The 25,174-nt window shown below is 65.1% G+C and carries 25 protein-coding genes; 5 read left to right on the plus strand and 20 right to left on the minus strand.

The genetic code is table 11. The features are described 5' to 3' along the window. Positions 1–33: 33 nt before the first annotated feature. Genes FGK64_RS06015 through FGK64_RS06035 form a run of 5 tightly spaced genes read left to right on the plus strand, consistent with a single transcriptional unit; the run spans position 34 to position 5,027 of the window. A complete protein-coding gene (locus FGK64_RS06015) occupies positions 34–582 on the plus strand; it encodes a TRAP transporter small permease (protein WP_138862850.1) in 549 nt (182 codons plus the stop codon). Beyond that, positions 579–1,871 carry a TRAP transporter large permease gene (locus tag FGK64_RS06020; protein ID WP_138862851.1) on the plus strand — a complete coding sequence of 431 codons (1,293 nt, stop codon included), beginning with the start codon at positions 579–581 and terminating at the stop codon, positions 1,869–1,871. The genes FGK64_RS06015 and FGK64_RS06020 overlap by 4 nt, the downstream gene beginning before the upstream one ends. Continuing rightward, the gene (locus FGK64_RS06025) at positions 1,871–2,392 is read left to right on the plus strand and encodes a MarR family winged helix-turn-helix transcriptional regulator (protein WP_138862852.1); all 522 of its coding nucleotides are present in this window, start codon (positions 1,871–1,873) and stop codon (positions 2,390–2,392) included. Before FGK64_RS06020 ends, FGK64_RS06025 begins: the two co-directional genes overlap by 1 nt. Next, the gene (locus tag FGK64_RS06030) at positions 2,389–4,221 is read left to right on the plus strand and encodes an AMP-binding protein (protein ID WP_138862853.1); all 1,833 of its coding nucleotides are present in this window, start codon (positions 2,389–2,391) and stop codon (positions 4,219–4,221) included. The genes FGK64_RS06025 and FGK64_RS06030 overlap by 4 nt, the downstream gene beginning before the upstream one ends. Further along, positions 4,218–5,027 (plus strand): enoyl-CoA hydratase/isomerase family protein, encoded by an 810-nt coding sequence (locus tag FGK64_RS06035; RefSeq protein WP_138862854.1) that lies wholly within the window; start codon positions 4,218–4,220, stop codon positions 5,025–5,027. The genes FGK64_RS06030 and FGK64_RS06035 overlap by 4 nt, the downstream gene beginning before the upstream one ends. A gap of 177 nt (positions 5,028–5,204) precedes the next feature. Here the strand turns inward: FGK64_RS06035 and FGK64_RS06040 are convergent, their stop codons facing one another. The 20 genes from FGK64_RS06040 to FGK64_RS06135 all read right to left on the minus strand — a co-directional run bounded on the left by FGK64_RS06040 (position 5,205) and on the right by FGK64_RS06135 (position 25,134). Further along, positions 5,205–7,259, minus strand: coding sequence for a hydantoinase/oxoprolinase family protein (locus tag FGK64_RS06040; protein ID WP_138862855.1), 2,055 nt, complete (start codon positions 7,257–7,259; stop codon positions 5,205–5,207). 4 nt (positions 7,260–7,263) lie between these two features. Continuing rightward, on the minus strand, positions 7,264–8,937 hold the full coding sequence (locus FGK64_RS06045) for a hydantoinase B/oxoprolinase family protein (protein WP_138862856.1): 1,674 nt from the start codon (positions 8,935–8,937) through the stop codon (positions 7,264–7,266). A gap of 10 nt (positions 8,938–8,947) precedes the next feature. Then, on the minus strand, positions 8,948–9,805 hold the full coding sequence (locus FGK64_RS06050) for an isocitrate lyase/PEP mutase family protein (protein WP_138862857.1): 858 nt from the start codon (positions 9,803–9,805) through the stop codon (positions 8,948–8,950). Beyond that, positions 9,802–10,287: a LeuD/DmdB family oxidoreductase small subunit gene (locus FGK64_RS06055; protein ID WP_138862858.1), complete on the minus strand. Its 486-nt coding sequence runs from the start codon at positions 10,285–10,287 to the stop codon at positions 9,802–9,804. The genes FGK64_RS06050 and FGK64_RS06055 overlap by 4 nt, the downstream gene beginning before the upstream one ends. After that, positions 10,284–11,555 (minus strand): 3-isopropylmalate dehydratase large subunit, encoded by a 1,272-nt coding sequence (locus FGK64_RS06060; RefSeq protein ID WP_138862859.1) that lies wholly within the window; start codon positions 11,553–11,555, stop codon positions 10,284–10,286. The genes FGK64_RS06055 and FGK64_RS06060 overlap by 4 nt, the downstream gene beginning before the upstream one ends. A 45-nt stretch (positions 11,556–11,600) precedes the next feature. Beyond that, positions 11,601–12,209: a cysteine hydrolase family protein gene (locus FGK64_RS06065; RefSeq protein WP_138862860.1), complete on the minus strand. Its 609-nt coding sequence runs from the start codon at positions 12,207–12,209 to the stop codon at positions 11,601–11,603. 30 nt (positions 12,210–12,239) lie between these two features. Further along, a complete protein-coding gene (locus FGK64_RS06070) occupies positions 12,240–13,010 on the minus strand; it encodes a GntR family transcriptional regulator (protein WP_171053987.1) in 771 nt (256 codons plus the stop codon). A 69-nt stretch (positions 13,011–13,079) separates the two neighbouring features. After that, complete coding sequence (locus tag FGK64_RS06075) at positions 13,080–13,928, minus strand: amidohydrolase family protein (protein ID WP_138862862.1); 849 nt, start codon at positions 13,926–13,928, stop codon at positions 13,080–13,082. A 19-nt stretch (positions 13,929–13,947) separates the two neighbouring features. After that, positions 13,948–14,727: an ABC transporter permease gene (locus FGK64_RS06080; RefSeq protein ID WP_138862863.1), complete on the minus strand. Its 780-nt coding sequence runs from the start codon at positions 14,725–14,727 to the stop codon at positions 13,948–13,950. An 18-nt stretch (positions 14,728–14,745) separates the two neighbouring features. Then, positions 14,746–15,576 (minus strand): ABC transporter ATP-binding protein, encoded by an 831-nt coding sequence (locus FGK64_RS06085; RefSeq protein ID WP_138862864.1) that lies wholly within the window; start codon positions 15,574–15,576, stop codon positions 14,746–14,748. A gap of 5 nt (positions 15,577–15,581) precedes the next feature. Further along, entirely contained in the window at positions 15,582–16,187 is a 606-nt protein-coding gene (locus FGK64_RS06090; RefSeq protein ID WP_138862865.1) for a cysteine hydrolase family protein, read from the minus strand. Then, positions 16,184–17,206, minus strand: coding sequence for an ABC transporter substrate-binding protein (locus tag FGK64_RS06095; protein WP_138862866.1), 1,023 nt, complete (start codon positions 17,204–17,206; stop codon positions 16,184–16,186). Before FGK64_RS06095 ends, FGK64_RS06090 begins: the two co-directional genes overlap by 4 nt. Before the next feature lie 40 nt (positions 17,207–17,246). After that, positions 17,247–18,071: an acetoacetate decarboxylase family protein gene (locus FGK64_RS06100; protein WP_138862867.1), complete on the minus strand. Its 825-nt coding sequence runs from the start codon at positions 18,069–18,071 to the stop codon at positions 17,247–17,249. 114 nt (positions 18,072–18,185) lie between these two features. Then, on the minus strand, positions 18,186–19,631 hold the full coding sequence (locus tag FGK64_RS06105) for a class I adenylate-forming enzyme family protein (protein WP_138862868.1): 1,446 nt from the start codon (positions 19,629–19,631) through the stop codon (positions 18,186–18,188). Next, the gene (locus FGK64_RS06110; RefSeq protein WP_171053988.1) at positions 19,632–20,498 is read right to left on the minus strand and encodes an amidohydrolase family protein; all 867 of its coding nucleotides are present in this window, start codon (positions 20,496–20,498) and stop codon (positions 19,632–19,634) included. A gap of 151 nt (positions 20,499–20,649) precedes the next feature. Next, complete coding sequence (locus FGK64_RS06115) at positions 20,650–21,633, minus strand: asparaginase (RefSeq protein ID WP_138862870.1); 984 nt, start codon at positions 21,631–21,633, stop codon at positions 20,650–20,652. Positions 21,634–21,637: 4 nt separating this feature from the next. Further along, on the minus strand, positions 21,638–22,840 hold the full coding sequence (locus FGK64_RS06120) for an ABC transporter substrate-binding protein (protein WP_171053989.1): 1,203 nt from the start codon (positions 22,838–22,840) through the stop codon (positions 21,638–21,640). Next, the gene (locus FGK64_RS06125; protein WP_138862872.1) at positions 22,840–23,874 is read right to left on the minus strand and encodes a CobW family GTP-binding protein; all 1,035 of its coding nucleotides are present in this window, start codon (positions 23,872–23,874) and stop codon (positions 22,840–22,842) included. The genes FGK64_RS06120 and FGK64_RS06125 overlap by 1 nt, the downstream gene beginning before the upstream one ends. Further along, positions 23,871–24,194 (minus strand): hypothetical protein, encoded by a 324-nt coding sequence (locus tag FGK64_RS06130; protein ID WP_138862873.1) that lies wholly within the window; start codon positions 24,192–24,194, stop codon positions 23,871–23,873. The genes FGK64_RS06125 and FGK64_RS06130 overlap by 4 nt, the downstream gene beginning before the upstream one ends. Before the next feature lie 61 nt (positions 24,195–24,255). Beyond that, on the minus strand, positions 24,256–25,134 hold the full coding sequence (locus FGK64_RS06135; RefSeq protein WP_138862874.1) for a polysaccharide deacetylase family protein: 879 nt from the start codon (positions 25,132–25,134) through the stop codon (positions 24,256–24,258). Positions 25,135–25,174 lie beyond the last annotated feature (40 nt).

Genomic DNA, 25,174 nt, shown 5'->3' on the forward strand with positions numbered 1-25,174 from the left:
GGGCGCAAGCGGACTCATCCGGAAAGATCGCGAATGACCCCTGATCGCAACGGCGCGGGCGGCGCGCTGAAAACTGTCCATATCATCGAACGGATCGCCGGCGTGATGCTGGGCCTTGTAACCGTGCTGATCGTGATTTCGGCCATCGGGCGCTATGGCTTTGCGCGGCCGGTGCCCGATGCCTTCGACCTGTCGCGCCTTGTGTTGGGCGTTGCCATCGCATGGGGGCTGGCCAGCCTCGGGTTTCACGGCACGCATATCAAGGTCGATCTGCTGGCCCATGCCCTGCCTGCCGCCGCACGACGAGCGATCAACGCGCTCGCCTGGGCGGTGCTTCTGGGCTTCACCATCCTGCTGACGTGGAAGATCTGGGAACGCTTGGTCAGCGCCTTCTACGGCGGCGATGCCACGATGGATCTGCGGCTGCCGCACTGGCCCTTCATCCTTGGCATCTGGCTGGGGCTGGTCGCAGCGCTCATCACCACCGCGCTGCGGCTCTGGCTGATCACGGCGCGCGGCCAGGATCTGGGCGAATACGACGGCATCGACGAACAGCTTGAACAGGACTTGCGGCTGAAATGAGCAACGAACTTATCGCCACCGGCGGCTTTGTCGCCCTGTTTGCGCTGATGCTGGTGCGGGTGCCGATCGGCATCGCCATGGGTCTGGTCGGGATCGGCGGCTTTGGCGCCGTGGTCGGCATGGGCCCGGCGCTGAACCTGCTATCGCAATCACCGATCAGCACGATCACCGATTTCAACCTGACGCTGATCCCCTTCTTCGTGCTGATGGGCGTGCTGGCGACGAATTCCGGCATGTCGTCGGAACTGTTCCGCGCCGGGCGCGCATGGCTGGGCGGCTTCCGGGGCGGTCTTGGGCTGGCGTCGGTCGGGGCCTGCGCGGGCTTTGCCGCGATCTGCGGGTCGTCCGTCGCCACCGCCGCCACGATGACGAAAGTCGCCTACCCCGAGATGAAATCGGCGGGCTACCCCGACGATGTATCGACCGGGATCATCGCCGCCGGGGGCACGCTGGGCATCCTGATTCCGCCGTCGGTCGTGCTGGCCGTTTACGGGTTCATCACCGAACAGGACATCGGCGTTCTGTTCGTCGCGGGCATCGTGCCCGGCATCCTGGCCGTGCTGCTGTACATGCTGACGGTGCGTGTCTGGTACGCCTCAAAACTGCCCGAGGGCGAAGTGTTTCACCTAGGGGCAGCGGTCCGCTCGCTGCGCGGGGTCTGGGCCGTAGGGCTGCTGTTCGTGGCCGTCATCCTGTCGATCTACTTCGGTATCGTCACCGCGACCGAAGCCGCCGCCGCCGGGGCCTTTCTGACGGCGCTGATCGGGCTGGCGCGTGGACGGCTGAATGCCTCTTCGCTGCTGGACAGCCTTGTCGAGGCGCTGCGCACCTCGGTCGCGATCTATGTCGTGCTGATCGGGGCGACGTTGTTTGGCTATTTCCTAGCCATCACGCAGGTCCCGCAGGAACTGACGCAATTCCTGATCGACCTGGGCGTGGGCAAATACGGCACGCTGCTGCTGATCATGGCGATGTTCCTGATCATGGGCTGTTTCCTTGACGCGATGGCGATGATCATCCTGATGGTGCCGATCGTCTTCCCCGTCATCACGGAACTGGGGTTCGACCCGATCTGGTTCGGCGTCATCATCGTGATGACGGTGGAACTGGGCCTGATCACGCCTCCGGTCGGGATGAACGTCTTCGTCATCAACTCGATTGCCGCGCGCGTATCCCTGCCGACGATCTTCCGGGGCGTCCTCCCCTTCGTCGCCATCGATGTGGTGCGGCTGATCCTGCTGATCGCCTTCCCGGGGATCGTGCTGTTCCTGCCCTCGGGGATGCAGTGATGGGCACGGTGCAAGGGGCCATTCGCGCAGACGAGCCGCTGGTGGAACCGGACGAGCTGCGCGGCTCGGTGTCCTACCGGATCCGACTGTTGCAGATCGCGGCCTACAAAAGCTTCGAAACCGTGCTGGCGGGGTTCGGCACCGCGCCCCGCTATTACGGGATGTTACGCATCATTCAGGCCAACCCCGGCATCGCCCAGACCCGCCTGGCCGAGGCGATTTTCCTCGACCGGTCCAGCCTTGTGCCCATCCTTGACAGCATGACGCGCGATGGCTGGATCGAACGCCGCGCCACCCCGCGCGACAAACGCGTGCGCCGGGTATTCCTGACACCCGCTGGCGCCCAGATGCTGGACCGGCTGGGCCAGGAGGTCGACCGGCACGAGGCGATGATGACCGCCGGGTTGGACGGGGCCGAGGTCGACACGCTGATCGGCCTGCTGGACCGGGTCGATGGCAACCTGCGCACCGCGCTGGCCCATGCCGCAAAACCCGCCCCCCAAAATGGAGCCACCTCATGAGCCTGCGCACCCTTGCCGACATTCAGGCGCTGGAAGCGGGCGGGTTCAACGCCGCATACCCCCAGCGCACCCCGTGGGACATGATCCGCAGCTCGGCCGCCCGCGCGCCGGATGACGTGGCGATCCGCTTTCTGAACGACGCCGCCGACCCGGCCCGCGACACGATTCTGACCTATGCCGACCTGGCCGCCAGCTGCATGGCCGCCGCCCGTGGCTTTCGCGCCCTTGGCGTTGTGCCCGGCACTTCGGTTGCCGTCCTGACGCAACACACCCCGCAGGCGCAGATCGCGCTGTGGGGTGCACAAATCGTGGGCCATGCCTGCCCGATCAACCCCATGCTGACGCCCGCCCATATCGCCGCGCTGCTTAAAGCGGGGAATGCGGCTGCCATTGTCATTACCGGCGTGAATGCCGAGATCGACTATTGGACGGCGCTGGTCCCCGCCCTGCGCGCCGAAGGCGTGACGCTGCCGATCCTGGATGCAGATGCCGATGCCCCCTGCCCCGGCTCGGATGGCAGCCTGACCGACCTGATCGCCGCAAACATCGACGGCGCTGACATCACGCCCGACGGCGACGAACACGCGCTGGCCGCCTATTACCACACCGGCGGCACCACCGGCGCGCCCAAGATGGTGCGCCATTCGCGCCTGAACGAGGCACATGTCGCCCGATCCTGCGCGCTGCTGCACGATCTTGGCCCGGGCGACGTGGTGGTGAACGGCTTCCCGCTGTTCCATGTCGCGGGGGCTTTCGTTTACGGGCTGTCCACCCTGTCCGCCGGGGGCACGTTACTCGTTCCCGGGAGGCTGGGGATGCGCAACCAGACCTTCGTGCGCAGTATCTGGCAACAGGTGGAACGCCACGGCATCACCATCATCGGCGCGGTGCCGACGGTGCTGGCAGGCATGAAATCGGTGAAGATCAACGCCGACATTTCTTCGCTGAAGTATTTCCTGACCGGAGGCTCGCCCCTACCCACCGAGCTGGCCGAGGCGAGCGAAAAGCTAACCGGCAAGGCCGTGCGCAACATCCTTGGCATGACCGAATGTGCCGGGGCGATCGCGGTCGAGCCCGTCGCCGCGCCGCGCACGCCACTGTCCTGCGGGCTGCGGATGCCGTTTTCCGAACTGGCGATCCTAGGCGAGACGGATGGCGAGGCCGACCCGAACAAGCGCCTCGGCCCGGATGAAACCGGCATCATCGCGCTGCGCGGCCCCAACGTTTCGGCCGGGTATTCCGACGCGGCGCGCAACGCAGGCACCTTCCTGTCCGGCGGCTGGCTGGTCTCGGGCGATCTGGGCCGGGTGGATGACAGCGGGCGCCTGTTCGTGACCGGGCGCAAGAAGGACATCATCATCCGCGGCGCCCACAACATCGACCCGCAGATGATCGAGGACGCGCTTCTGGCGCACCCGATGGTCGAAACCGCCGCCGCCGTGGGGATGCCCGACGCCTATGCCGGTGAATTGCCGGTGGCATTCGTGACTCTGCGCACCGGCGACGACGCGCCAGATGGCGCCGCGCTGGTCGCGTTCCTGAAAGGCCGTCTGGAAGACCCGGTGGCGCTGCCAAAACGGATCGAGGTGATCGACACGATGCCCCTGACCCCCGTGGGCAAGATCTTCAAGCCGACGCTACGGCACCAGGCGACCGGCTGGGCGATCCTCTCGGCCGCCGAAACCGCCGGGCTGGGGCCCGGCGACATCACGATTGCGCCGGGCGAGACGACGATCATCTCGGCTCCCTCGGGTCAATGCGAACCGCTGCGGGCCGCCCTGGCCGGGATGCCAGTTAGCTTCACGGTCAAGGAACGATCTGCATCATGACATTGCCCTTGCTGTTTGATACCCAAGGCCACGTGGCCCGGATTACCCTGAACCGACCGGAACGTCACAACGCCAAGACTCCGGAAATGATCTGCCGCCTTGCCGATGCCTTCGACCGGTTCGAGTCGGATGCGGAGTTGCGGGTCGCCGTCGTAACAGGCGCAGGCACGCGCAGCTTCTGCTCAGGCGGCGACCTAGAGCTGACCCTGCCGCTGCTGTCGGGTGCGCGAAAGCCGGAAACCGAGTGGGATCACCGGCTGGTCGCGAACCGCGACACACTGTTCCGGTCCACGCTGAAGGGCCCCGTGCTGGCCAAGCCGATGATCGCCGCGATCAACGGCCACTGCCTTGCAGGCGGGTTCGAACTGATGCTGGGTTGCGATATCCGGATCGCGTCCGAAACGGCACGGTTCGGTCTGCCCGAAGTGCGCCACGCGCTGATCCCCTTTGCCGGAACGCTGGCCCGGCTGCACCGCCAGATTCCCTATGCGGCGGCCATGGAACTGCTGCTGACCGGCGATCAGATCGAAGCCGGGCAGGCGCTGGACTGGGGTTTGATCAACCGCGCTGTCCCGCAAGACAGGGTATTGCCCGCCGCCATGGAGCTTGCCAACCGCATCGCTGGCTACGGCCCGCTCGCTCTGGCCGAACTCAAACGGGCGACCGCCAAGGCTGTCGGGCATACGCTGGAAGACGGGTTTGCCATCGAAACCGCCAGCATGGACAGGATCATGGCCAGCGAAGACGCCCGAGAAGGCCCCCGCGCCTTCATGGAACGCCGCCCGCCGCAATATCGAGGCGTGTAAGGCGGCTCTTCCTCCGCCGCCGGGAGGCGGAAGTGGAAGAAGAAGGGGGCTCTGCCCCCGCCCGCTTTGCGGCCTCCCCCGGGATATTTGGAGCCCAAAGAAGCCAAGGAGTCCCCTGCTTCTTTGGGCCTTAAGTATCCCCGCCGGAGGCACCGCGCGAAAGCGCGGTTTGCAACATCACATGTGTTGGACCGGCTCGATGATAGCATTCCCGAAATCATCCACCCGCGCGGATTGACCCGGTTCGACGATGATCGTGGTGTCAAGCTGTTCCAGAATCGCCGGGCCGTCGATCACGGCGCCAACCGGCAGGGCGAGCCGGTCGTACACCGGGGTCTCGTGCCAGTTGCCTTCGGCAAACATCTGGCGGCTGCCCTGTCGTGCAGCACTGGCGGGGCCGGTGGTGACAGGCGCAAGCACCCGCAGGTCGAACTTCGGTCGGCGGCCGATGGCGGCGACGCGGAGGTTCAGCACGCGGATATCGACATTGTCGAGGTGGCTGCCGAATGCGGTGTCATAGGCGGCTTCAAACGCCGACCTGATCGCCTCGCGCGCACCGAGATCGTTCAGTGCCACGGGCACGGAAACGGTGTGGGTCTGGCCAAGGTAGGACATGTCAAGCTCGACCAGGACATCGCGCGCGACAAAGGTGATGCCGCCGCGATTGAGCAGGGCCAGGCCGGTCTCGGCCATGTCGTTTGCTTGCGCCGCCAGCGCGGGCGCGTCCAGCGAAGACAGCACGCCATTCACCGTGCGGATCTGGTCGTGGCGCATATCGGCGATCACACAGCCCAGCGCCGAAGCGACGCCCGGATAACGCGGGACCAGCGCACTTTTCAGGCCGACTTCGCCGATCAGCGCGCCAGCGTGCAGGGCGCCGCCTCCGCCGAAGGGCAGCGCCGAAAAATCCCGTGGGTCGTAGCCGCGTTCGATCGACACCAGCCGCAGCGCGCCGGCCAGACGTGCGTTGGCCACCCGCAGGATAGCCGCCGCCGCCGCCGTGGCATCAAGGCCCAGCGGTTTGCCCACATGTTCAAGGATCGCGTCGCGCGCGGCGTCGACATCCAGCCGGGCGAGCTTGCCGCCGATGGGGCGTTCGGCATTGATCCGGCCCAGCACCACGTTGGCGTCGGTCACCGTGGGGCGGGTGTTGCCCTGCCCGTAGGCCACGGGCCCGGGGATCGACCCGGCGCTTTCCGGCCCGATCTGCAGGATGCCCGCATCGTCGACCCAGGCGATGGAACCGCCCCCGGCGCCGATTGTCGATATCTCGATCATCGGCGAGCGGACCACCATGCCGAAGTCGATCGCCGTCTGCGCCGCAAGGTGGGTTTCGCCGCCTGCGATCAGCGAGACATCGAAAGAGGTGCCGCCCATGTCGCAGGTGATGACATTCGGGAACCCCGCCGCCGCCGCGATTTCGGCCGAGGCTATGACCCCTGCCGCAGGCCCCGACAGCGCGGTGCGCACCGGCAGTTTGCCAGCAGTGTCCACCGTCATCACGCCGCCGTTCGACTGCACGATCAGCAGATCGCCGTCAAAGCCTTCATCTTTCAGGCGGTTGTTGAGCTTGTCCAGATAGGTCGCCACCACCGGTTGCAGATAGCCGTTCAGCGCCGCGGTCGACGTGCGTTCGAATTCGCGGATTTCGGGCAACAGGCGGGTCGCGGCGGTCAGATGCTCGTTGGGCCAGACTTCGGCCAGCACCTTCAGCGCCTCTTCTTCGTGCGCCGTATTGGCATAGGCGTTGACGAAAGCCACCACCACTGCCTCGGCCCCCTGATCAAGCAGGGCTTGCGCGGCGGCGCGCAGCGCGTCGTGATCCAGCGGTGTGTCGATGGTACCGTCGGCAAGGATACGTTCGGGCACTTCCAGCCGCATGTCACGCGGGATCACGGGCGTGTATTCCCCCCTCAGGCCCCATGTCGCCGGGCGGTCGCGGCGGCGCATTTCCAGCACGTCGCGGAACCCGGCGCTGGTGATCAGCCCGCATTTTGCGCCCTTGCGCTCCAGCAGGGCGTTGGTGCCCACGGTGGTGCCGTGCACGATGGTGCCGACCTTTGCCAGATCGGTCTGGTTGCGCGACAGCCCGTCCAGGAAGCCATCGGCCTCGCGCCCCCGGGTCGAGGGCACCTTGACCACGTCGATGGCGCCGGTGGAGTCGTTCAGGAAGAATAGATCGGTGAACGTGCCGCCCACGTCGACGCCGATTACGGTCGATTTATCCGTCATGTTGTTATGCCTTGTTCTCTGTCTGGGCGGCGCCTTGGCCGACATAGCCCAGCCGTCGGTCCTGTTCTGTCAGCGCGGGGGCGCGGTTGGCGGGGTTGCCCCAGCCGCCGCCGCCCGGCGTTTCCAGCCGCACGCGCTGCCCCTTGGACAGCCGGATGCCGGTCATCTTGGAGGTCATCGGCGGCTCGGCCCGCCCGCCTTCGCCATCGGGGAAGGTAAAGCGGTTGCGCAGGGCCGCGCCGCCGCCGTTCACGCCCGGAGGCGGGGTGCGGCCGCGTTCGCCGAACAGAAACGCCTGCGCCTCATCTGCCAGCAGCTCGATTTCATAGATCGCGCCCAGACCGCCGCGGAATTCGCCTGCGCCGCCTGAATCGGGGCGCAGCGCCCATTGGGTGAACTTGACCGGATAGGCCGCTTCCAGAATTTCCAGCGGCGGGATCGTCGCGGTGGAAATCGGCGCGTTGCCGTGGTTCAGACCGTCGCCATCGCTGTGCCCGCCGTGTCCGCCCCCGAAGAACGAGAACATGACCCAGCGTTGGCCACCCGGGTTATGCCCGGAAATCGACAGCGCGTTGATCGTGCCATAGGCCGGGGCCGGGGCGATATCGGGCACAGCCTGGGCAAAGCATTGAAACACCACATCAATCAGACGCAGGATCGTTTCGGTATAGCCGCCCACCGGGCGCGGCGCCTTGGCGCACAGCAGGCTGTTTTCGGGCAGGTCGATCTGCACCGGTTCCAGCACGCCGCCATTGGCGGGCACGTCGGGGAAGACGTGCTTCAGCGCCACGTAACAGGCCGCCTCGGCCGTCGAACGCGAGATATTGACCGGCCCCATGCACTGCGGCGAGGTGCCGGTGAAATCCAGCGTCAGATCCTCGCCCTTGACGGTGATCTTCAGCGCGATCTGCATCTGCGCGTCGGTGATGCCATCGTTGTCCAGGTAATCGGTCGCGCTCCAGCTGCCATCGGGCAGGCCGGCGATGCGGGCGCGCATCAGCACGGCGCCGCGGTCGCGCAGCGTGGTCATGGCCTGCTGCACCACGGGGCCGGTGTATTCGTCCAGCAGCGCGTCCAGCCGACGGATGCCCAGTTGCAGCGCGTTTACCTGCCCGTTCATGTCGCCATAGACGCTGCGCGGCAGGCGGCTGTTGGCGCTGAGGATGGTGACGATATCGGGGTTCAGCGTTCCGCCCGAGTAAAGTTTCACCGGCGGGATCAGCATCCCCTCCTGAAAGCTCTCGGTCGCGACGGGGTTATAGTTGCCCGGCACGTTGCCACCCACGTCATGCCAATGCCCGACCGAGGCGATCCAGCAGAACAATTCGCCTTCGCGGAAATAGGGGCGGATCAGTTTGAAATCCGACAGGTGCGTGCCGCCATCGTAGGGATCGTTGAAGATATAGACATCGCCATCAGCAAGGTTGCCGTCCGCCTTTGCCTTGTCGATCACCGCCTTGGTGGCATAGGCCATCGCGCCCACGAAAATCGGCAGGCCGGATTTGCCCTGCACCAGCGTTTCGCCGGTTTCGGCGTGGTACAGCCCGTGGCTGGCATCATGCGCTTCGGCGATGATGGGGTTAAAGGCGGAACGGAAGAGTGTTGCGTCCATCTCGTCGGCGATCTGTTCCAGCCGTCCCTTCAGCACGGCCAGCGTGATCGGGTCCATGTCGCTCATGGCTTTGGTCCTATTCGTCATAGCTGTGGCCGCGCGCGATGAAATCGGGCGTGCCAAGCACATCGTTCAGTGAATTGAAATCGTGCATCCGGTCGGCATAGGGGCGTGTCGTGCCGTGTTCGCGCAGCGCGCCAAAGAATTCCTGCCCCATCCATGTCAGCGCCCGCACGAAGGCCCCGGGGAAGATCACCATGGAATAGCCCAGCGCCTGAAGATCGGCGGCCGAGGACAGGGGCGTTTTGCCACCTTCGACCATGTTGGCCATCAGGGGGATCCGGTGGCCCAGCTTTTCGCCCACTTCGGCCAAGGCGTCGGTGCTGGGTGGGGCCTCGACAAACAGCATGTCCGCGCCCGCATCCACATAGGCTTCGGCCCGGTTCAGCGCGGCGGCCAGCCCTTCGACGGCCACGGCGTCGGTGCGCGCGATCACCAGCATGTCGTCGCTTGCGCGCGCATCCACGGCGGCGCGGATCTTGCCCGCCATCGCCGTGGTCGAAATCAGTGTCTTGCTGTCCAGATGGCCGCAGCGTTTCGGGAATGTCTGGTCTTCCAGCTGGATCGCGGCGGCCCCGGCGTCGCCATAGGCGCGCACGGTGCGCTGCACGTTCAGCGCATTGCCGAACCCGGTGTCACCATCCACGATCAGCGGCAGCGAAATCCGTTGCGACAGGGCGCGCACCGTGTCGGCCATTTCCGACATGCCGACCAGCCCGATATCGGGCAGGCCATAGCGGGTATAGCTGACCGAGGCGCCCGAAACATAAGCGGCCTCGAACCCGGCCTGTTCGATCAACATCGCCGAGAGCCCGTCGTAACACCCCGGAGCCACGAGGATTTCCGGCTGTTTCAGCCGTTCGCGCAGGTTCATTGGGTCCTCGTCTGTTCTAGAAAGGGGATCAGGCCACCGGCGGCGACCATCTGCATCAGGCGTTCGGGGATCGGCTCGCAGCTGTGCACGCGTCCGCCCGCCTCTGTCGCGGTGCCGGCCAGCGGGTCAACAACCAGCCGGGTGCCAGCAGGGATTTCATGCGCCGTGGGGCAGACCAGTACCGGCAGCCCAAGGTTCAGCGCGTTGCGATAGAAGATGCGCGCGAAAGACCGCGCCAGCACGCAACCGATGCCGTTCAGCAGCAGGCAGCTGGCCGCCTGTTCGCGCGAGGATCCGGTGCCGAATTCAAAGCCTGCCGTCACGATATCGCCAAGTTGCGACCGGGCCGGGAATTCCGGGTCGATCGCTTCAAGGCAATGTTTCGCCATCTCTTCGATCGGGCCCTTCATATAGGCACCGGGCGACAGCAGGTCGGTGTCGATCCGGTCGCCAAAGGCGTGGGTGGTGCCGTCGATCTTCATGCCAGCATCTCCCGCGGGTCGGCGATTGCGCCGGTTACGGCGGCGGCGGCAACGGTATAGGGCGAGGCCAGCCAGACCTCGGCCTTGGAGGATCCCATGCGCCCCTGAAAGTTGCGCGAGGTCGAGGCGATGCACACCTCTCCATCGGCGAGGATCCCTGCCCCCATGCCCGCGCAGGCGCCGCAGCCCGATGGCAGCAGGATCGCACCCGCCTCGGTCAGGATTTCCAGCGTGCCGTCGCGCGCGGCCTCGGCGGTGATCTTGGTGGACGCGGGCGCCAGAAGCAGGCGCACATCATCGGCCACGCGGCGGCCTTTCAGCACCTTCGCCGCCATGTGCAGATCGTTCAACTTGGCCCCGGTGCAGGCACCGATATAGGCCTGCGTGACGCGCGTGCCCAGGCTGTCGGTGACCGCGTGAGTGTTGGCGGGCGAATGCGGCGCGGCCACCTGCGGGGCAAGGGCGGGCGTGTCGATCACGACCTCACGTTCGATCTCGGCCTCGGGGTCGCCCAGAACCTCCAGATCGCCGACCCCGGCCCCAACCTGCGCGAGCCAATCGTGCGTGGTGGCATCCGGGGCGATGATCCCGGTCTTGGCGCCAAGCTCGGCAGACATGTTGCACAGCGTCATCCGCTCGGACATCTCCATCGCTTCGACGGCGGGACCCGCGTATTCGGCAACGCGATAGTTCATCGACACCGGATCGACCGTGGCGCAGAGGTGCAGCATGATATCTTTCGCGCTGACCCCGGGCGGCAGGCTGCCCTGACAGGTGAACCGGACGGTCGACGGCACCCGCAGCCAGATTTCGCCGGTGACCAGCACGCCCAGCATATCGGTGGCGCCCACGCCCACCATCACCGCGCCCCATGCGCCGCCGGTGCAGGAATGGCTATCGCCGCCAACGGCCATCATGCCGGGCTGGATCAACCCGTTTTCGGGCAGCACCACATGGCAGATGCCCTTCATGTCAAAGAACCGGCGCACTTGGGTTTCGCGTGCCCATTTGCGCGTCAGATCAAGGATTTGCGCGCTGTCCACATCGACGGCAGGCACAAAGTGATCTGACACGACAACCACCTTCTCCGGGTCCCACACCTGCGCGCCCAGCCGCTCCAGCATCGGTTTGACCCGGCGCGGCCCGCCGGAATCGTGCATCATCGCCAGATCGACCGAAACGGTCACGATCTCGCCCGGGCGCACCGTGTCACGCCCCGCGGCGCGGGCCAGTATCTTCTGTGTCAGGGTTTGCGGGGGGTGGGTCATGTGAACTCGCATTTTTACCTATTGCTATATCATTATAGCATTTCGTCAAGCGCCATTCTGCACCATCACCAGCGCCTCGGCGCAGGTCATCGTAGGGCTGACGCTGGAGAGCGAGGCAATGGTCACGTCATGCACCTCGGGCTTGAAGGCGGCGCAGCCATCGCTGAGCAGGATGGTTTCGAAATCGCGCACATGCGCATCGCGCAGGGTGGCGGCGACACCCCCATTTGTGACGATGCCGCAGACGATCAGCCGGCTCAGCCCGGCGCGCCTCAGCACCAGCTCCAGCCGCGACATGTAGAAGGCGGAATAGGCCACCTTCTCGACCGCGAAATCCGCCGGCTGCAGGCTGTCGACCATGGCGTTGCCCCAGCTGCCGGGCGCAAAATCGCCTTGGGTCAGGAAGGGGCGCAGCTGTTTCAGATGCGGCGCGATCAGCGGCGCGCCGTGGCGGCCGGGCACCAGAGTGAACTGGGTCGACACGACCGACCCGCCCGCCGCCCGCAGCGCCCCTGCCAGCGGCGCGATACGGTCAGGCAACGCGGCGATCTCGGCGCTGGCCTGCCCGGCGCGGCCATAGGCCCCTTCGGGGTGCAGGAAATCGTTCTGCAGATCGACGATCAGCAGGGCGGTCTCAGCAAGCGTGGCTGACATTGCTCTATCCTTTTTCGCGGCCCATGCGGCCTAGCTTTCGGTGGTCGACCATGATCGGGCCGCCCCTTCGTTTTCGGCATCCATCGACATGCGATACTGGTAGCGATCGGTGCGATAGAGGATGCGCAGGTATTCCACCGGCCGGTCCTGCCGGTCGCGCACCACGCGGTTGATCGACAACAGCGGCGTGCCCACCACCACGTCCAGCGCGGCGCCGGTCTGTGGGTCGGCAAGGCTGGCCGAGAAACTCTGCTCGGCGCTGCCCACCTCGACACCGGCGAGTTTCAGCAGCTCCATCATCGAATGCTGGCCCAGTGCCTTGTCGTCGAACTGGCCGCCGATATCGTCGGGCAGGAACGAGGTCAGGTAGGAAAACGGCTCGCCCTTGAAACTGCGCACCCGCACGGCACGCTGCACCCGCGCATCGGCGGGCAGATCCAGTGCCGCCTGCACATCGGGAGAGGGCGAAACGAACCCGTATTCCAGCACCTTCACCTGTGTGCGGCTGCCCATGTCGTTCAGGCTTTGCAGCAACCCGCCAATGCCGGCGGTCACCGGACGGTTCAGCGCCGAGCCGATCACCCGGGTGCCCGCCCCGCGTCGCCGCTCGACCAGACCTTCCTGCGCCAAGTCGTTGATCGCGCGCGATACGGTGATGCGCGAGACATCGAATTCCTTGCTCAGGTCCAGCTCTGACGGGATACGCCCTTCGGGGCCGTAATACCCGGCCTCGATCCGTTCGCGCAGCACCAGCGTGATCTGATGATAGAGCGGCGTTACCGCGTTATGCGTCGTGACCATCCTGTCCCCTCCTCTGACCGGGCGAAGCGGCATGTTCGCCACTTGGCCCCCGGGTGCAACCCCCGCGCCTCATTGCGCGGGCACGTCCAGTTTCAGCACCCGGATGGCGTTTTCGCCCATCAGGTTGTCCAGCGCCGGTTGCGGAATGTCCAACTCGCGCAGTTCGGCCAGCGATTTGGTGATGGTCTGGACCGGCCAGTCTGTGCCCCACATCACCTTTTTCTCGCCGTCCATCGTGGCAAAGCCGCGCCCGGCGCAATAGTCGATGAAATGCTGGGTCCATGTGCTGGGCGGATGCGCGTCGGCGATGATGTACACGTTCTCGTGGCACATGGCGGCGCTTGTCATCTCGAAATCATAGGGCACGCCGATGTGCAGCCCGATCAGTGTCAGCTCGGGGAAATCGAACGCCGCATCCTCGATCCATTCGGGCCGCGCACACAGCTTCCCGCCCGAGCGGGGCGATTGCCGCCCCACCTGCAGCGTGATCGGCACGTCAAGTTCGCAGCACTTCGCGTAGATCGGCCAATAGGTGCGGTGGTTGATCGGCACACCGAACCAATGCGGGTAAACGTGTACGCCCTTGAAGCCCAGCTCCTTCACCGCGTATTCGATATAGCGCAGCGTCTCCATCCCGCCGAGCGGGTTGATCCCGACCCAGCCAAAGAAGCGATCCGGGTATTTCTGAAGCACCGGATAAACCTCGTCGACATGCGTCATCAGCAGCTCGCCCCCGACCCCGTTCTGAACGGTGTTGGAAATGATCCCCGTCATCGCCACGCCGTTGGCGTCCATCTCGGCGATATAGGCCTCGGGGTCGATGCCCTTGGCGGTGCTGCGGTCGATCCCCAGCACGTCGTACAGCTTCAGTTGGGTGTGCGGCTTGAAGTTGGTGCTGATGTCGATGATGCGTGCCATCACTCTTGTCCTTCCGAATTCAGGAATCGCGGGCCGAGGCGACAGCCTCGTGCCAGGGGGTGACGTAACGGCGCAGCATGACCACGGCGAAATACAGTATCAGGCCAAGGATCGTCAGCAGGAAGATCACCCCGAACATCGAGGTCACATCAAAGGCGTTCAGCGTGGCCACGGCCATATAGCCCAGCCCCTGACTGCCGCCGAGGTATTCGCCCACGATGGCGCCGATGGTGGCAAGAACGATGCCCACCTCCATCCCCGTCAGGATAAAGGGCAGCGCGTTCTGCAATTCGACATCGCGAAAGGTCTGCCAGCGCGAGGCATTCAGCGCCAGCATCACGTCACGATGCCCGCTTTCGACCGATTTGATGCCAAGGATGGTGTTCGTCATGATCGGGAAAAAGGCGATGACGGCGGCCAGCACCACCTTGGACGTGGGTCCAAAGCCGAACCAGACGATGAACAGCGGGATCAGCGCGACCTTGGGCATCACCTGCAACCCGACGATCAGCGGGTTCAGCGTGCGTTCCAGCCAGCGGATCTTGCCCAGGACACCGCCAAAGACGATCCCGATCACCACCGCCAGCAGGAAACCGACAACGGTTTCATAAACGGTGATCCCGATGTGGGAATAGGTTTTCGGTTCCGACAACAGAACCAGCGTTGCATCCCACACCGCGCCCGGCCCCGGCAGGATAAAGGGCGACACATCGAAGATGGTCACATAGGCTTCCCAGATCAGGACAAGCAGCACCAGCAGCAGCGGCGTTGCAATCCATGAGGCGTATTTGCCAAGCATAACGAACGGCTCCTGTGGTTAAGCGAAGGAATCCAGACGCTGGCGCAGGGCCAGTTCGTAGTTCTGGAATTCAGGAGAAGATTGAACATAGGTGGTGCGCGGGCGGTCGATCTCGATTTCAGTCAGCGTGTCCATCCGGCCCGGGCGCGGCGACAGCAGCAGCACGCGGTCGGCCAGGAACACCGCCTCGCGGATCGAGTGGGTCACCAGAACGACAGTACAGCCGGTTTCCATCCAGATCCGCTGAAGTTCGAGGTTCATCGCATCGCGCGTCATTGCGTCGAGCGCGCCAAAGGGTTCGTCCATCAACAGGATCTTGGGCCGCGTGCTGAGCGCGCGGGCAATGGCCGCACGCTGGCGCATCCCGCCCGACAGCTGGCGCGGCCAGCGTTTCTCAAAGCCCGAAATGCCCACCGTCGCGCACAGCTCGCGCGCGCGGGCCAGACGCTCGGCCTTGCCCACGCCGCGCAGCTTCAGCGGCAGGGCAATGTTCTGCTCGATCGTCATCCAGGGAAACAGGTTCGCCTCCTGGAACACCACGCCAAGTTCCTGCATCGCGGTGTCGTTGCGGGTGTTCTTCGTCCACAGCGGGGTGCCGTCGATTTTGACCTCGCCGCCGGTCGATTGCAGCAGCCCGGCGATGATGCGCAACAGCGTTGTCTTGCCACAGCCCGAGGGGCCAAGCAGCACAAGGAATTCGCCCTTGCCGATGTCCAGCGTCACATCGGTCAGCGCCAGAACGTCATGATCGCGCGTCTTGTAGCGTTGTTCCACGTCGGTCAGACGGATCATCGGATCGGGCAGCGCGCGGGTGACGGGGGTTTGGGCCACGCTGTCATGTGACGTCATCGAATTCATCCTTTCAGAAGCTCCTTCGCTTCGGCGCAGTCGATCCCGGTTGCGAAACCGAACTGCATCGCGGCCAGCGAGGCCGCGTGTACGGCGGGGTCGAAATCGGCGCAGGCATCGCCGACAACAAAGGTGCGATAGTCACGCTGGCCGATGTCGCGCACCGTGCTTTCCACGCACATCGACGTGGTGATGCCGCAGACAATCACGGTGTCGATGCCACGCGCATTCAGCGCGACCTCTAGCCCGGTGCCGATCCATGCGGAAAACCGGGGCTTGTCGATCACCAGATCGGTGGGCGCCGGGGTGACAAGATCCGACAGGTTCTCGTCGCCGCTGCCACGCTCCAGCGCACCGATGCGGGCCAGGTTGGGGCGGATGCGCGTCGTCAGCTCGCCCCCGTCGGTGTATCCGGGCGCGAACACCATCCGCGTCCAGATCACCATGGCGCCGCCCGCACGCGCGATCCCGGCCAGTTCATCACAGGCGGCGACCGCGTCGCGCAGGGGCGCGATGTCACGCCCCTGACGGTCCATCGCGCCACCCCTGTCGCAGAACGACACCTGAGGGTCGATCACGACAAGCGCGGTTTTATGCAGATCCAGCGTCACGAAAACGCCAGCTGACGTGCAGAGTCGTCATAGAAGTTCTGATCCGCCGTTTCGGAAATCAGCCCCGCCTTCAGCATCAGCGCATAGGCGCTGTCCCAGCTTTCCTGCTCGGTCGCCATCTTGTCGTCATAGGCGCGCTTCAGGTTGGTGCGGCCGAAATCCAGCACGGCAAGGCCCTTGTCGGGGCGCTTGGCCTCGGCGATGTCGTACTTGCCGCTCATCGACTCGATGACCGGGGCCAGATCTTCGGCGTTGACGATTCCGCCCAGTGCTTCGTGCACCGCCGCCAGGAAGGTCGCGATATCCTCGCGGCGCTCTTCCAGCTGCGCCTTCGAGGTCATGTAGACCTGACCGGGGCAACGCGCCACCTCATCCGTCGACCATGCCACTACGGGCTGCTCGTCGACCTGCAACTGGAACGCGGTGTCGCTGGTGGCGATGAAGGCGTTGATGCGGCCCTGCTTGATCAGCTCGAAGGCGGCGGGGGCATTGCCGACCACTTCCCGCTGGACGCTGTCCAGCGGGATGTCCTTGGCCGCCAGCATCATGTCGAGGATGTTCTCGGTCGCGCCGCTGGGCGACACGATGCCGATGGTCTTGCCCTCCATGTCCTCGGGGGTGTTGATCGGGCCTTCCTCGGACGAGATCACGAAGAACAGATCGCGTTCGTAAATCTCGGCCACGGCAACGATCGACGGATCGGTGGCATAGGCCTTGATCAGGTCGGTCCCGCCGGTGCGTGACACCAGCGCGCGGCCCGCCGTCACCTGCTGCACCGCCATGGACGATCCGCGACCGCCCTCGATTGTCACGTCAAGCCCGTGCTTGGCAAAGATGCCGCTGGTGTCGGCATACATGGTGGGCGAAAAGCCCAGCAGATAGCCAAAAGGCGTGAGGTACGTCATCTGCTTCATGTCCTGCGCCATTGCAAGGCGCGGCAGCCCGGTGGCGGCGGCACCAATCGCCAGCCCCTGCATCCCCGCCAGGAAACGGCGGCGGTTCAAGATCATCTTTGTCATTGTTTCGTCTTCCCTGTTGTCGTTCGAGATTGCCCGCGCATCATTGCCCGGGGGTGGAGAAGTCCTGGAGCAACCGGGCCGTCCTGTCGGTGGTCCAGCCGCGCTGATAGGTAAATCCGCCGGTCACCTCGACGGTGCCCAGCACGTCAAGCTCTTCGTCCGGGGCGCTGCCAAAGCGAATTTCGCCGGCGCCCTGCCGGATTCCTGTCTGACGGACATTGGTGAAACCCAGTTCGAACAGCTGCTCGATATCGGGCACATCCGGGCTTGGGCTTGCGACATAGCGATACAGAAAGGTCGAGCCGCCATGCCCCGGCATCGCGTCCAGCGGCGCACCGCCGCCCGGCAGATCGACCGACAGGCTCAGCACATGATGCCCATGGCGCGACACGGTCCCGCCCAGCTTCACATCCTCGCCCGCCAGCGCGGGGTTGGTGCTTTGCAGGCGGGTGCGGTCGATGGCGCCCAGCCGCTTGCCCCAGCCAAAAATCGCGCCCATACCAAGCGACCAGTCGCGGTCCACCCAGACCAGCGCGGAAAACCGCCCGATCCGGTCGCCATAGCGGCAGTAAAACCCCAACACGCATTCATTGTAGGAAGACCGCGACGGATCACGCCAGATTTGCTCGGGCTGATGCGCGCTGACTTTCGCCATCTCGGCGATCATGACCCAGCCCGCGCCATCTTCCAGCGGCTCCAGCCCCGGCGGCAGGAAATGTGCCACCGCGTCCGGGTTGGCGCGGAAATTCACATGCAACGCTTCGCAGCTGATGTGATGCGGCAGCGGCTCGACCAATGCGCTTTTGCCGCTGACAGTGCGCGGCCAGCTTTGCCCGCGCCATGGCTTGTTGGTGTCGTCCCGCATCGAATCAGCCTATTTGCTATATCTATATAACATTATGTCCAAGTTTCCGGGCCGATCAAATCTTTTGTGGGTTTTTGCCGGATCGGACCGGGGCGGCGCCTGTTTTTCGCGCAGTCATCGGGCGGGCAGCTGCGCGACCAACTCGGGCTTCAGGATCTTGCCCGCGCTGTTGCGGGGCATATCCTCGACACGGAAATAGGCGACCGGGCATTTGTAGCTGGCCAGCCGCTCGGCACACCAGTTGACCAGCGCGGTATCGTCGACCGGGCCGCTGACGCTGATAAAGGCCGCAACCTCTTCGCCCAGCCGGGCCGAAGGCCAGCCGACCACCGCCGCCTCTGTCACGCCGGGATGGTCGCGCAGTACGGTCTCCACCTCGGAGGGGTGGATGTTCACACCGCCCCGGATGATGACGTCTTTCACCCGGCCGCGCAGGTGAATGTGCCCGCCCGCGTCGATGTCGGCCAGATCGCCGGGATAGAACCAGCCGTCGCGAAATGCGTCTTTCCCGGCCTCGTCGTCGCGGTAATACCCCGTCGCCACGCCGGGTCCGCGATAGCGCAGCCGCCCGACCTGCCCCGCCGCCAGCGGCGTGTGATCGTCGCCAACCACCTGCACCTCGACTGCAAAAACCGGGCGGCCCACGGAATCGGGCGCCCGTTCGCGCGAAGCCGGGGTAGAAATCGACACGCCACCGCCTTCGGTCGAGGCGTAATATTCGATGAAGTTGCCGCAAATCCGACGGCCCAGTTCGGCACGTTCTTCCGGATCCAGCGGTGCGCCGCTGGAGATCAGTGTGCGTAGCGCCCGGGTCGGGGCCAGCATTTCGTCGCCTTCGGCCAGCAGCTTGCGCAGCTGTGTCGGCACCAGAAACGTGCTGGTTGCCCCGGTGCGCGCCAGTTCGGCGCATAGATCCGGCGCGCGGAAGGGCGGCGGAAACAGGATCACCGTGCCGCCCGAAAACAGCACCGACATCGCAAAGGTCCGCCCACCGCCGAAATACAGCGGCGTGGCCGAGACATAGCGATCCGCCGCGTTCAGCCCGATGTTGATCCAATGCGTGCGGAACCGGCACAGCATGTGATCATGCGTGATGCACGGCCCCTTGGGCCGCCCGGTGGTGCCCGAAGACAGCGACAGCAGCAGCGGCGCATCGCCTCCGGGCGCGACTGCGGGGGCCGCAAGGCCTTCGCCCGACAGCTCGCCCACCACCACGCGCGTCTTGGCCAGCGCGGTTTCCTCGGCCTCTGCCAGAACCAGCCGGGCACCAAAATGGTCGGCCAGCCGCTCTTTCTCGCCGCTGGTCCAGCGCCAGTCCATCGGCAGCAGGATCGCGCCCAGCCGCACCACGGCGAAATTGGCGATCAGATGCTCGGGGCTGTCGCGCAGGCACACGCCCACCAGATCGCCCGCCGTGACCCCCCGCGCCACCAATGCCGCCGCCATGCCCTGCACCCGCGCGGCAAATTCAGCATGGCTAAGGCTTAGGTCTCCCGCCACCACCGCCGGGTGATCGGGGCGCGCGGCGGCGTGGATTTCCAAGGCGTCAGCAAGGTTCATCTACCCCTCCAGCCCGTAGATGCGCAGCACGTTGTCGCGCAGGAATTTGCGGCGCGGGACGGGGCGCAGGTTCAGATCGTCGATCTCGCGCATGGTGCGCTCGAAATCCAGCACCGGGAAATCGGTGCCAAAGATCACTTTGTCCTGCCCGTAGCTGTTGATGTATTTCACGAAGCTCTCGGGCCAGTACTTCGGGGCATGCGCATCCGACCCGATGAAGACATTGTCGTGCTTCCAGGCCATCGCGATCATCTCGTCCGTCCACGGTATGCCGACATGAATGCCGATCAGCTTCAGCTCGGGCAGGTCACAGGCCACGGAATCCAACGTGATCGGACGGCCCACGCTGCGGCGCGGATAGGTTTTGTCATACACCATCGACTGGCCGACCTGCAGCTGGATCGGCACGTCCAACTCGATGCATTTGGCGTAGAACGGGTAGTAACGCGCGTGATCGGGGGCCAGCTCGAACCAATGCGGATACAGATGCGCGCCGATGAACCCGTCATCGCGCACCGCACTCTCCAGCGCGCGCACGCCCGCCATGCCTTCAGTCGGGTCGATGCCCGCCAGCCCGAGAAACCGGTCGGGGTGGGCCTGCACCGCCTCGGCCACCAGCTTGTAGGGCACATGATAGCACGAGCGATGCAGGGCGGGGCCGACCTTGGCGGCAATCAGAAAGGATTTCTCGATCCCGGCGGCATCCATGCGACGCAGCATCTCGTCCAGCGAAATGCCCTCGAAGGTGGCGCGGTCCACCTTCATCTTGCCAGTGTAGAAATCGTCGCGGTCAGGCCGCCCGGCCAAGGCCTCGTCGGTCCAGATGTTCACGACAGCGTCGATTGCGCGATAGTCCTGCTGGGACACGGGCGGCATCCTTATTTGATATAATGTTATAGCAAATAAGCATACGATGTCGGGGCGAGCAAGGAAAATTCCGTGCGCGGCGCGGCAAACGCAAACGGCCGCCCCATTTTAGGGCGGCCGGCAAGGCGCTGTGCATCTGGCGAACCGAGGGTCAGCCGCCGTAACCTGCGAACACCGTTCGAATTTCATCCATATCCGCGCCCTTGCCGATCAGGATCGACAACAGCAGCCGCGCCTTTACCGCTGAAAGCGTCCCGGCCAGAACACAGCCCACCCCAACCAGCGTGGTGCCCCCCGAATCGCGGCCATAAACCGGCTCGGTCCGGCCCTCGGCGCAGCGCGAGGCGATGACCACGGGAATGCCCGCGCCGATCAGCCGTTCGGCCGCATCCGCAAAGCCCTTGGGCGCATTGCCCCGGCCAAAGGCCGAAATCACCACGCCCGCGGCGCCGTTCTCGCGGCAATAGTCCAGAAACCCCGGGCGCGAGCCCAGCCCCAGCGCCATCAGTTCCACCGTTTCATCCAGACGCGGCGTCGACAGCTGCACCCGTTCCGCCGGATGCCGATAGACCAGCACCCGCGCGCCATCGACTTCGCCCAGCTTGCCCAATCCGGGTGAACGGAAGGTATCGACGCGCGAGGTATGCACCTTGGATACGTCGCGCGCGGCGTGGATTTCACCCTCGAACAGGATCACCGCGCCAAGCCCGCGCAAGGCAGGCGCGGCAGCACAGCGCAGCGCATCCGACAGGTTGCGCGGCCCGTCGGTGTCGGGTTGCCCTGCGTGCCGCTGCGCGCCGGTGAAGACCACGGGCTTGTCGCTGGCAACCAGCAGGTCGGCCAGAAACGCCGTTTCCTCCATCGTGTCGGTGCCGTGGGTCACCACCACGCCATCGACATCCGGGTCGGCCAGAACCTCGGAGATGCGCACGCAAAGGCGGTACACCGTGTCCAGATCCAGTGCATAGCTGCCGACCGCCTGAAAATTCTCGACGTCGACGGTGATCCCCTCGGGGCGGTCGTGCAGGCTGTCCAGCAGCCGGTCGCCGGCCAGACCGGCGTTGACCGGGCCTCCGGCGCTGTCTTCGACCGATGCGATGGTGCCGCCGGTGGCGATCAGGGTTACCTTGCTCATGTCCTCAACCTGTCTTGCGGGTGCGTGCCCATTTCTGTTCGGCGGCCGCGATCAGCTCGTTCCAGCGGCGCACCAGAAAGTTATGTTCATCCATCGTGCTGTTCCAGACGGCAACGTGGTTTGACCGGGCCCGATACGACCCGCCCGAGCGGACCTCGCCGGGCCGGATCGCCAGTTTGCCGTTCGGGTCGGGCAGCGCGCGGGCGGCGGGGCGGCCATCGTACCAGTATTCCCATTCGTCCGGGTCCAGGTGGTCGCGCACCCGGTCGGGCACCGACATATAGTATCCCTGCCGCGCCATGCAGGCGCCGGCCCAGCCGTCCAGGAACCAATTCAGCCAGGCATAGGCCATATCCAGCCGCCGGTCCGACAGCTTGCGCGACAGGCACATGCCGCCATGCCACGCGCGGTACCCTTCGACCGGAATTGCCTGCCGCACCTTCAGCCCCATCGCCTTCATCTGAACGACCGAGGGCGACCAGATCGAGGATATGCACAGCTCTCCCGAAGCGAACCGCAGCGCCGGTTCGGACGCCCGCCGCCAGAATGGCGCAAGGTGGCCCGATTGCACGAGCTCGATCCCGTGCTGATACATCTCTTCAATCTCGGCCACGCTCATGCTGCCAAGGTTGGCCACCTTCATGCGCCCGTCGGCAACCAGCGCCATCGTCAGGTCGAATGCCCCGATCGCCGGTTCATCCACCAAGGCCACCCGCCCCTGCCAGCGCGGGTCCAGCAGCTCGGCCCAACTGGTCACGTCGCGGTCGACATCGACGCCCGACACCTCGCTGTTGATGGCAAAGCTGTCAAAGTTGTGCACCGTGGGCAGCATCGAAATCCGCGCGGTGGGATTGGCCGACAGCGAACCGTCGGGCTGCACGTACAGCCGCGTCGCCGGGGCGTCGCCCAGCCCGCGATGCGCACCGTTGCCCAAGCCGGGGCTGCGCGCCAGTTCGCTCATCTCGTCCCATGCGCTGATGCGGGCGGTGTCGATGGGCTGTACCGCGCGCCAATGCCAGACAATATCAAGGTTGTGAAAGCACTGGTCGTAGACATCGTAGCTGTCGGGCGACATGGCCGCCGTGCGCTGCGCGGTCACGAAATCCTGCTCCATGAATTCCAGCGGGAAGCCCAGCTCGCGCTCGGCCCGGTCCTTCAGCAACCGCCACGGCAGGATTTCCGTGCAAAGAACGCGCAGCGGCTCCATCAGGCGGCACGCTCGGCGGCGGGCAGCCGCATGAAGGCATGGAACGACCGCCGGATCATCGCCGGGTCCAGCCCTTCGAGGATGAAGACCAGCCGCGACTGGCGCGGGCCTGCGGGCCAGTGCTGCATATGCACCGGCGCATGCACCAGATGCTGCACGCCGTGAATGGCGACGGGACGATCTTCGCCCGCGATGTCGAGTATGCCTTTGACACGGAAGATCTTGTCGCCGTAGCGGTGCAGCAGAAGCGTCAGCCAGATGCCGAAATCGGTCCAGTCCACGGGGCGGTCTATGACAAGCGAAAATGTCACCACGCCCAGCGTTTCGTCGTGGTGATGCGCGTGGTGGTGGTGATGCCCGTGCCCGTGGTCATGATCATGGTCGTGATCTTCGTGGTCGCAATCCGGCCCGCACGCCTCTTCCGGCACCAGCGTGGCGTGATCCTCCAGCCCGCCGATGATCTCGGCAACCCCTTCGGCCGAGGTGACAACCCGCGCGGCAGGATTCACCCGCGACAGCGCGGCGCGCAGCGGGGCGATCTGCTCGGGCGCGGCCAGATCGGTCTTGGTCAGCACGATGCGGTCGGCGGCGGCAATCTGGCGCACGGCCTCGGCCCGGTATTCCAGCTGTTGCGCGGCATTCACCGCGTCCACGGTGGTCAGCACGCCGCCGCTGTCGAAATGGCTGCGCAGCACCGGATGGGCGCGCAGGGTCTGCAACACGGGGTAGGGATCGGCCAGCCCGGTGGTTTCGATCACCACGCGGTCAAACGCGATCTCGCCCCGGCTGCGCAGACTGTTCAGGTTCTGAAGCGCGTCGGCCACCTCTCCGCGCACGGTGCAGCAGATGCAGCCCGATTTCATCAGCATCACGTTGTCGTCGATACGATCCAGCAGGTGATGGTCCAGCCCCACCTCGCCGAATTCGTTGATCAGCACCGCCGCCCGCGCCATCGCAGGATCGGTCAGCAGCCGTTGCAGCAGCGTGGTCTTGCCAGACCCCAGAAACCCCGTAAGCAAGATGACCGGAGTCATTGCCGCTCCATCCAGTTGATCATGTCCTCGTCCAGCGGGTCGAACCCGCGCGGCGCCAGCGCCTCGGCCTCGGGCCACAGGTGCAACAGCGCGTCGAACACGGTCGAGGCCCCGGTCGGGCTTGACACGACGTAACTCATGCCCTGCCATTCCGACAGTTTCAACCGGCGATAGTTCAGAACGCGGTTGGCGGCGGCCATGCGGCGGGCGGTTTCGGCGCGCCGGGCCTGCCGGTCGGTGTTGCGGCTGTAGACGCCCGGGCGCTCAACCGCATTGGTCCAGTGATCGTCGCATCCAAGAATACCGCAAAGCGAACACATGGCGTGCCTCCGTAAGTGGCAGGACCCGCAATCGCACGGATCCTGCAAAGTTTGGCCCGCTTTAGCCGCGCGGGAAGCGTTTGTCGAAGTCGTCGGCCATTTCGTTCATGGTGACGAAGCGCACGCCGTCCTTCGACTTGATGTAGTCGATCAGCCGCTCCAGCATCAGCAGAACCTGCGGACGGCCCGACACGTCGGGGTGGATGGTGATCGGGAACACGGCGTAATCCATGTTCTCATAGACCCAGTCGAACTGGTCCTTCCACATCTGTTCGATGTCGCGCGGATTGACGAAGCCGTGGCTGTTGGGCGACTTCTTGATGAACATCATCGGCGGCAGATCGTCCAGATACCAGTTGGCCGGGATCTCGATCAGGTCGGTTTCCTCGCCCCGCTCCAGCGGCTTCATCCAGTCGGCGGGCTTGCCGGAATAGTCGATCTTGGTCCACTTGTCGCCAACGCGCACGCGGTAGGGCGTGAAATCGTTGTGCATCAGCGAATGGTCGTACTTGATACCCTTTTTCAGCAGCAGTTCGTTGGTGACATTGGAAAATTCCCACCACGGCGCCACATAGCCCGTCGGCCGCTTGCCCGAGATCTCGGTGATCAGGTCGATACACTTGTCGAGCACTTCCTCTTCCTGCTCGGGTGTCATCGCGATCGGGTTTTCGTGGCTATAGCCGTGAATGCCGATCTCGTGCCCGCGCGCGGCGACGTCCTTCATCTGCTCGGGGAAGGTTTCGGCCGAGTGGCCGGGGATGAACCATGTGGTTTTCAACCCGGTCTTGTCGAACAGGTCCAGCAGGCGGGGCGAGCCGACTTCGCCGGCAAACATCCCGCGCGAGATGTCGTCGGGGCTGTCTTCACCGCCGTAGGACCCAAGCCAGCCTGCAACCGCGTCGACGTCGATCCCGAAGCCGACAAGAATTTCCTTGGTCATCTGTTTACTCCTCTTGGTGGTTTGCTGGGCCAAGGGGCGC

This window comes from Arenibacterium halophilum, assembly GCF_005938225.1.
GTDB classification, from domain to species: domain Bacteria; phylum Pseudomonadota; class Alphaproteobacteria; order Rhodobacterales; family Rhodobacteraceae; genus Arenibacterium; species Arenibacterium halophilum.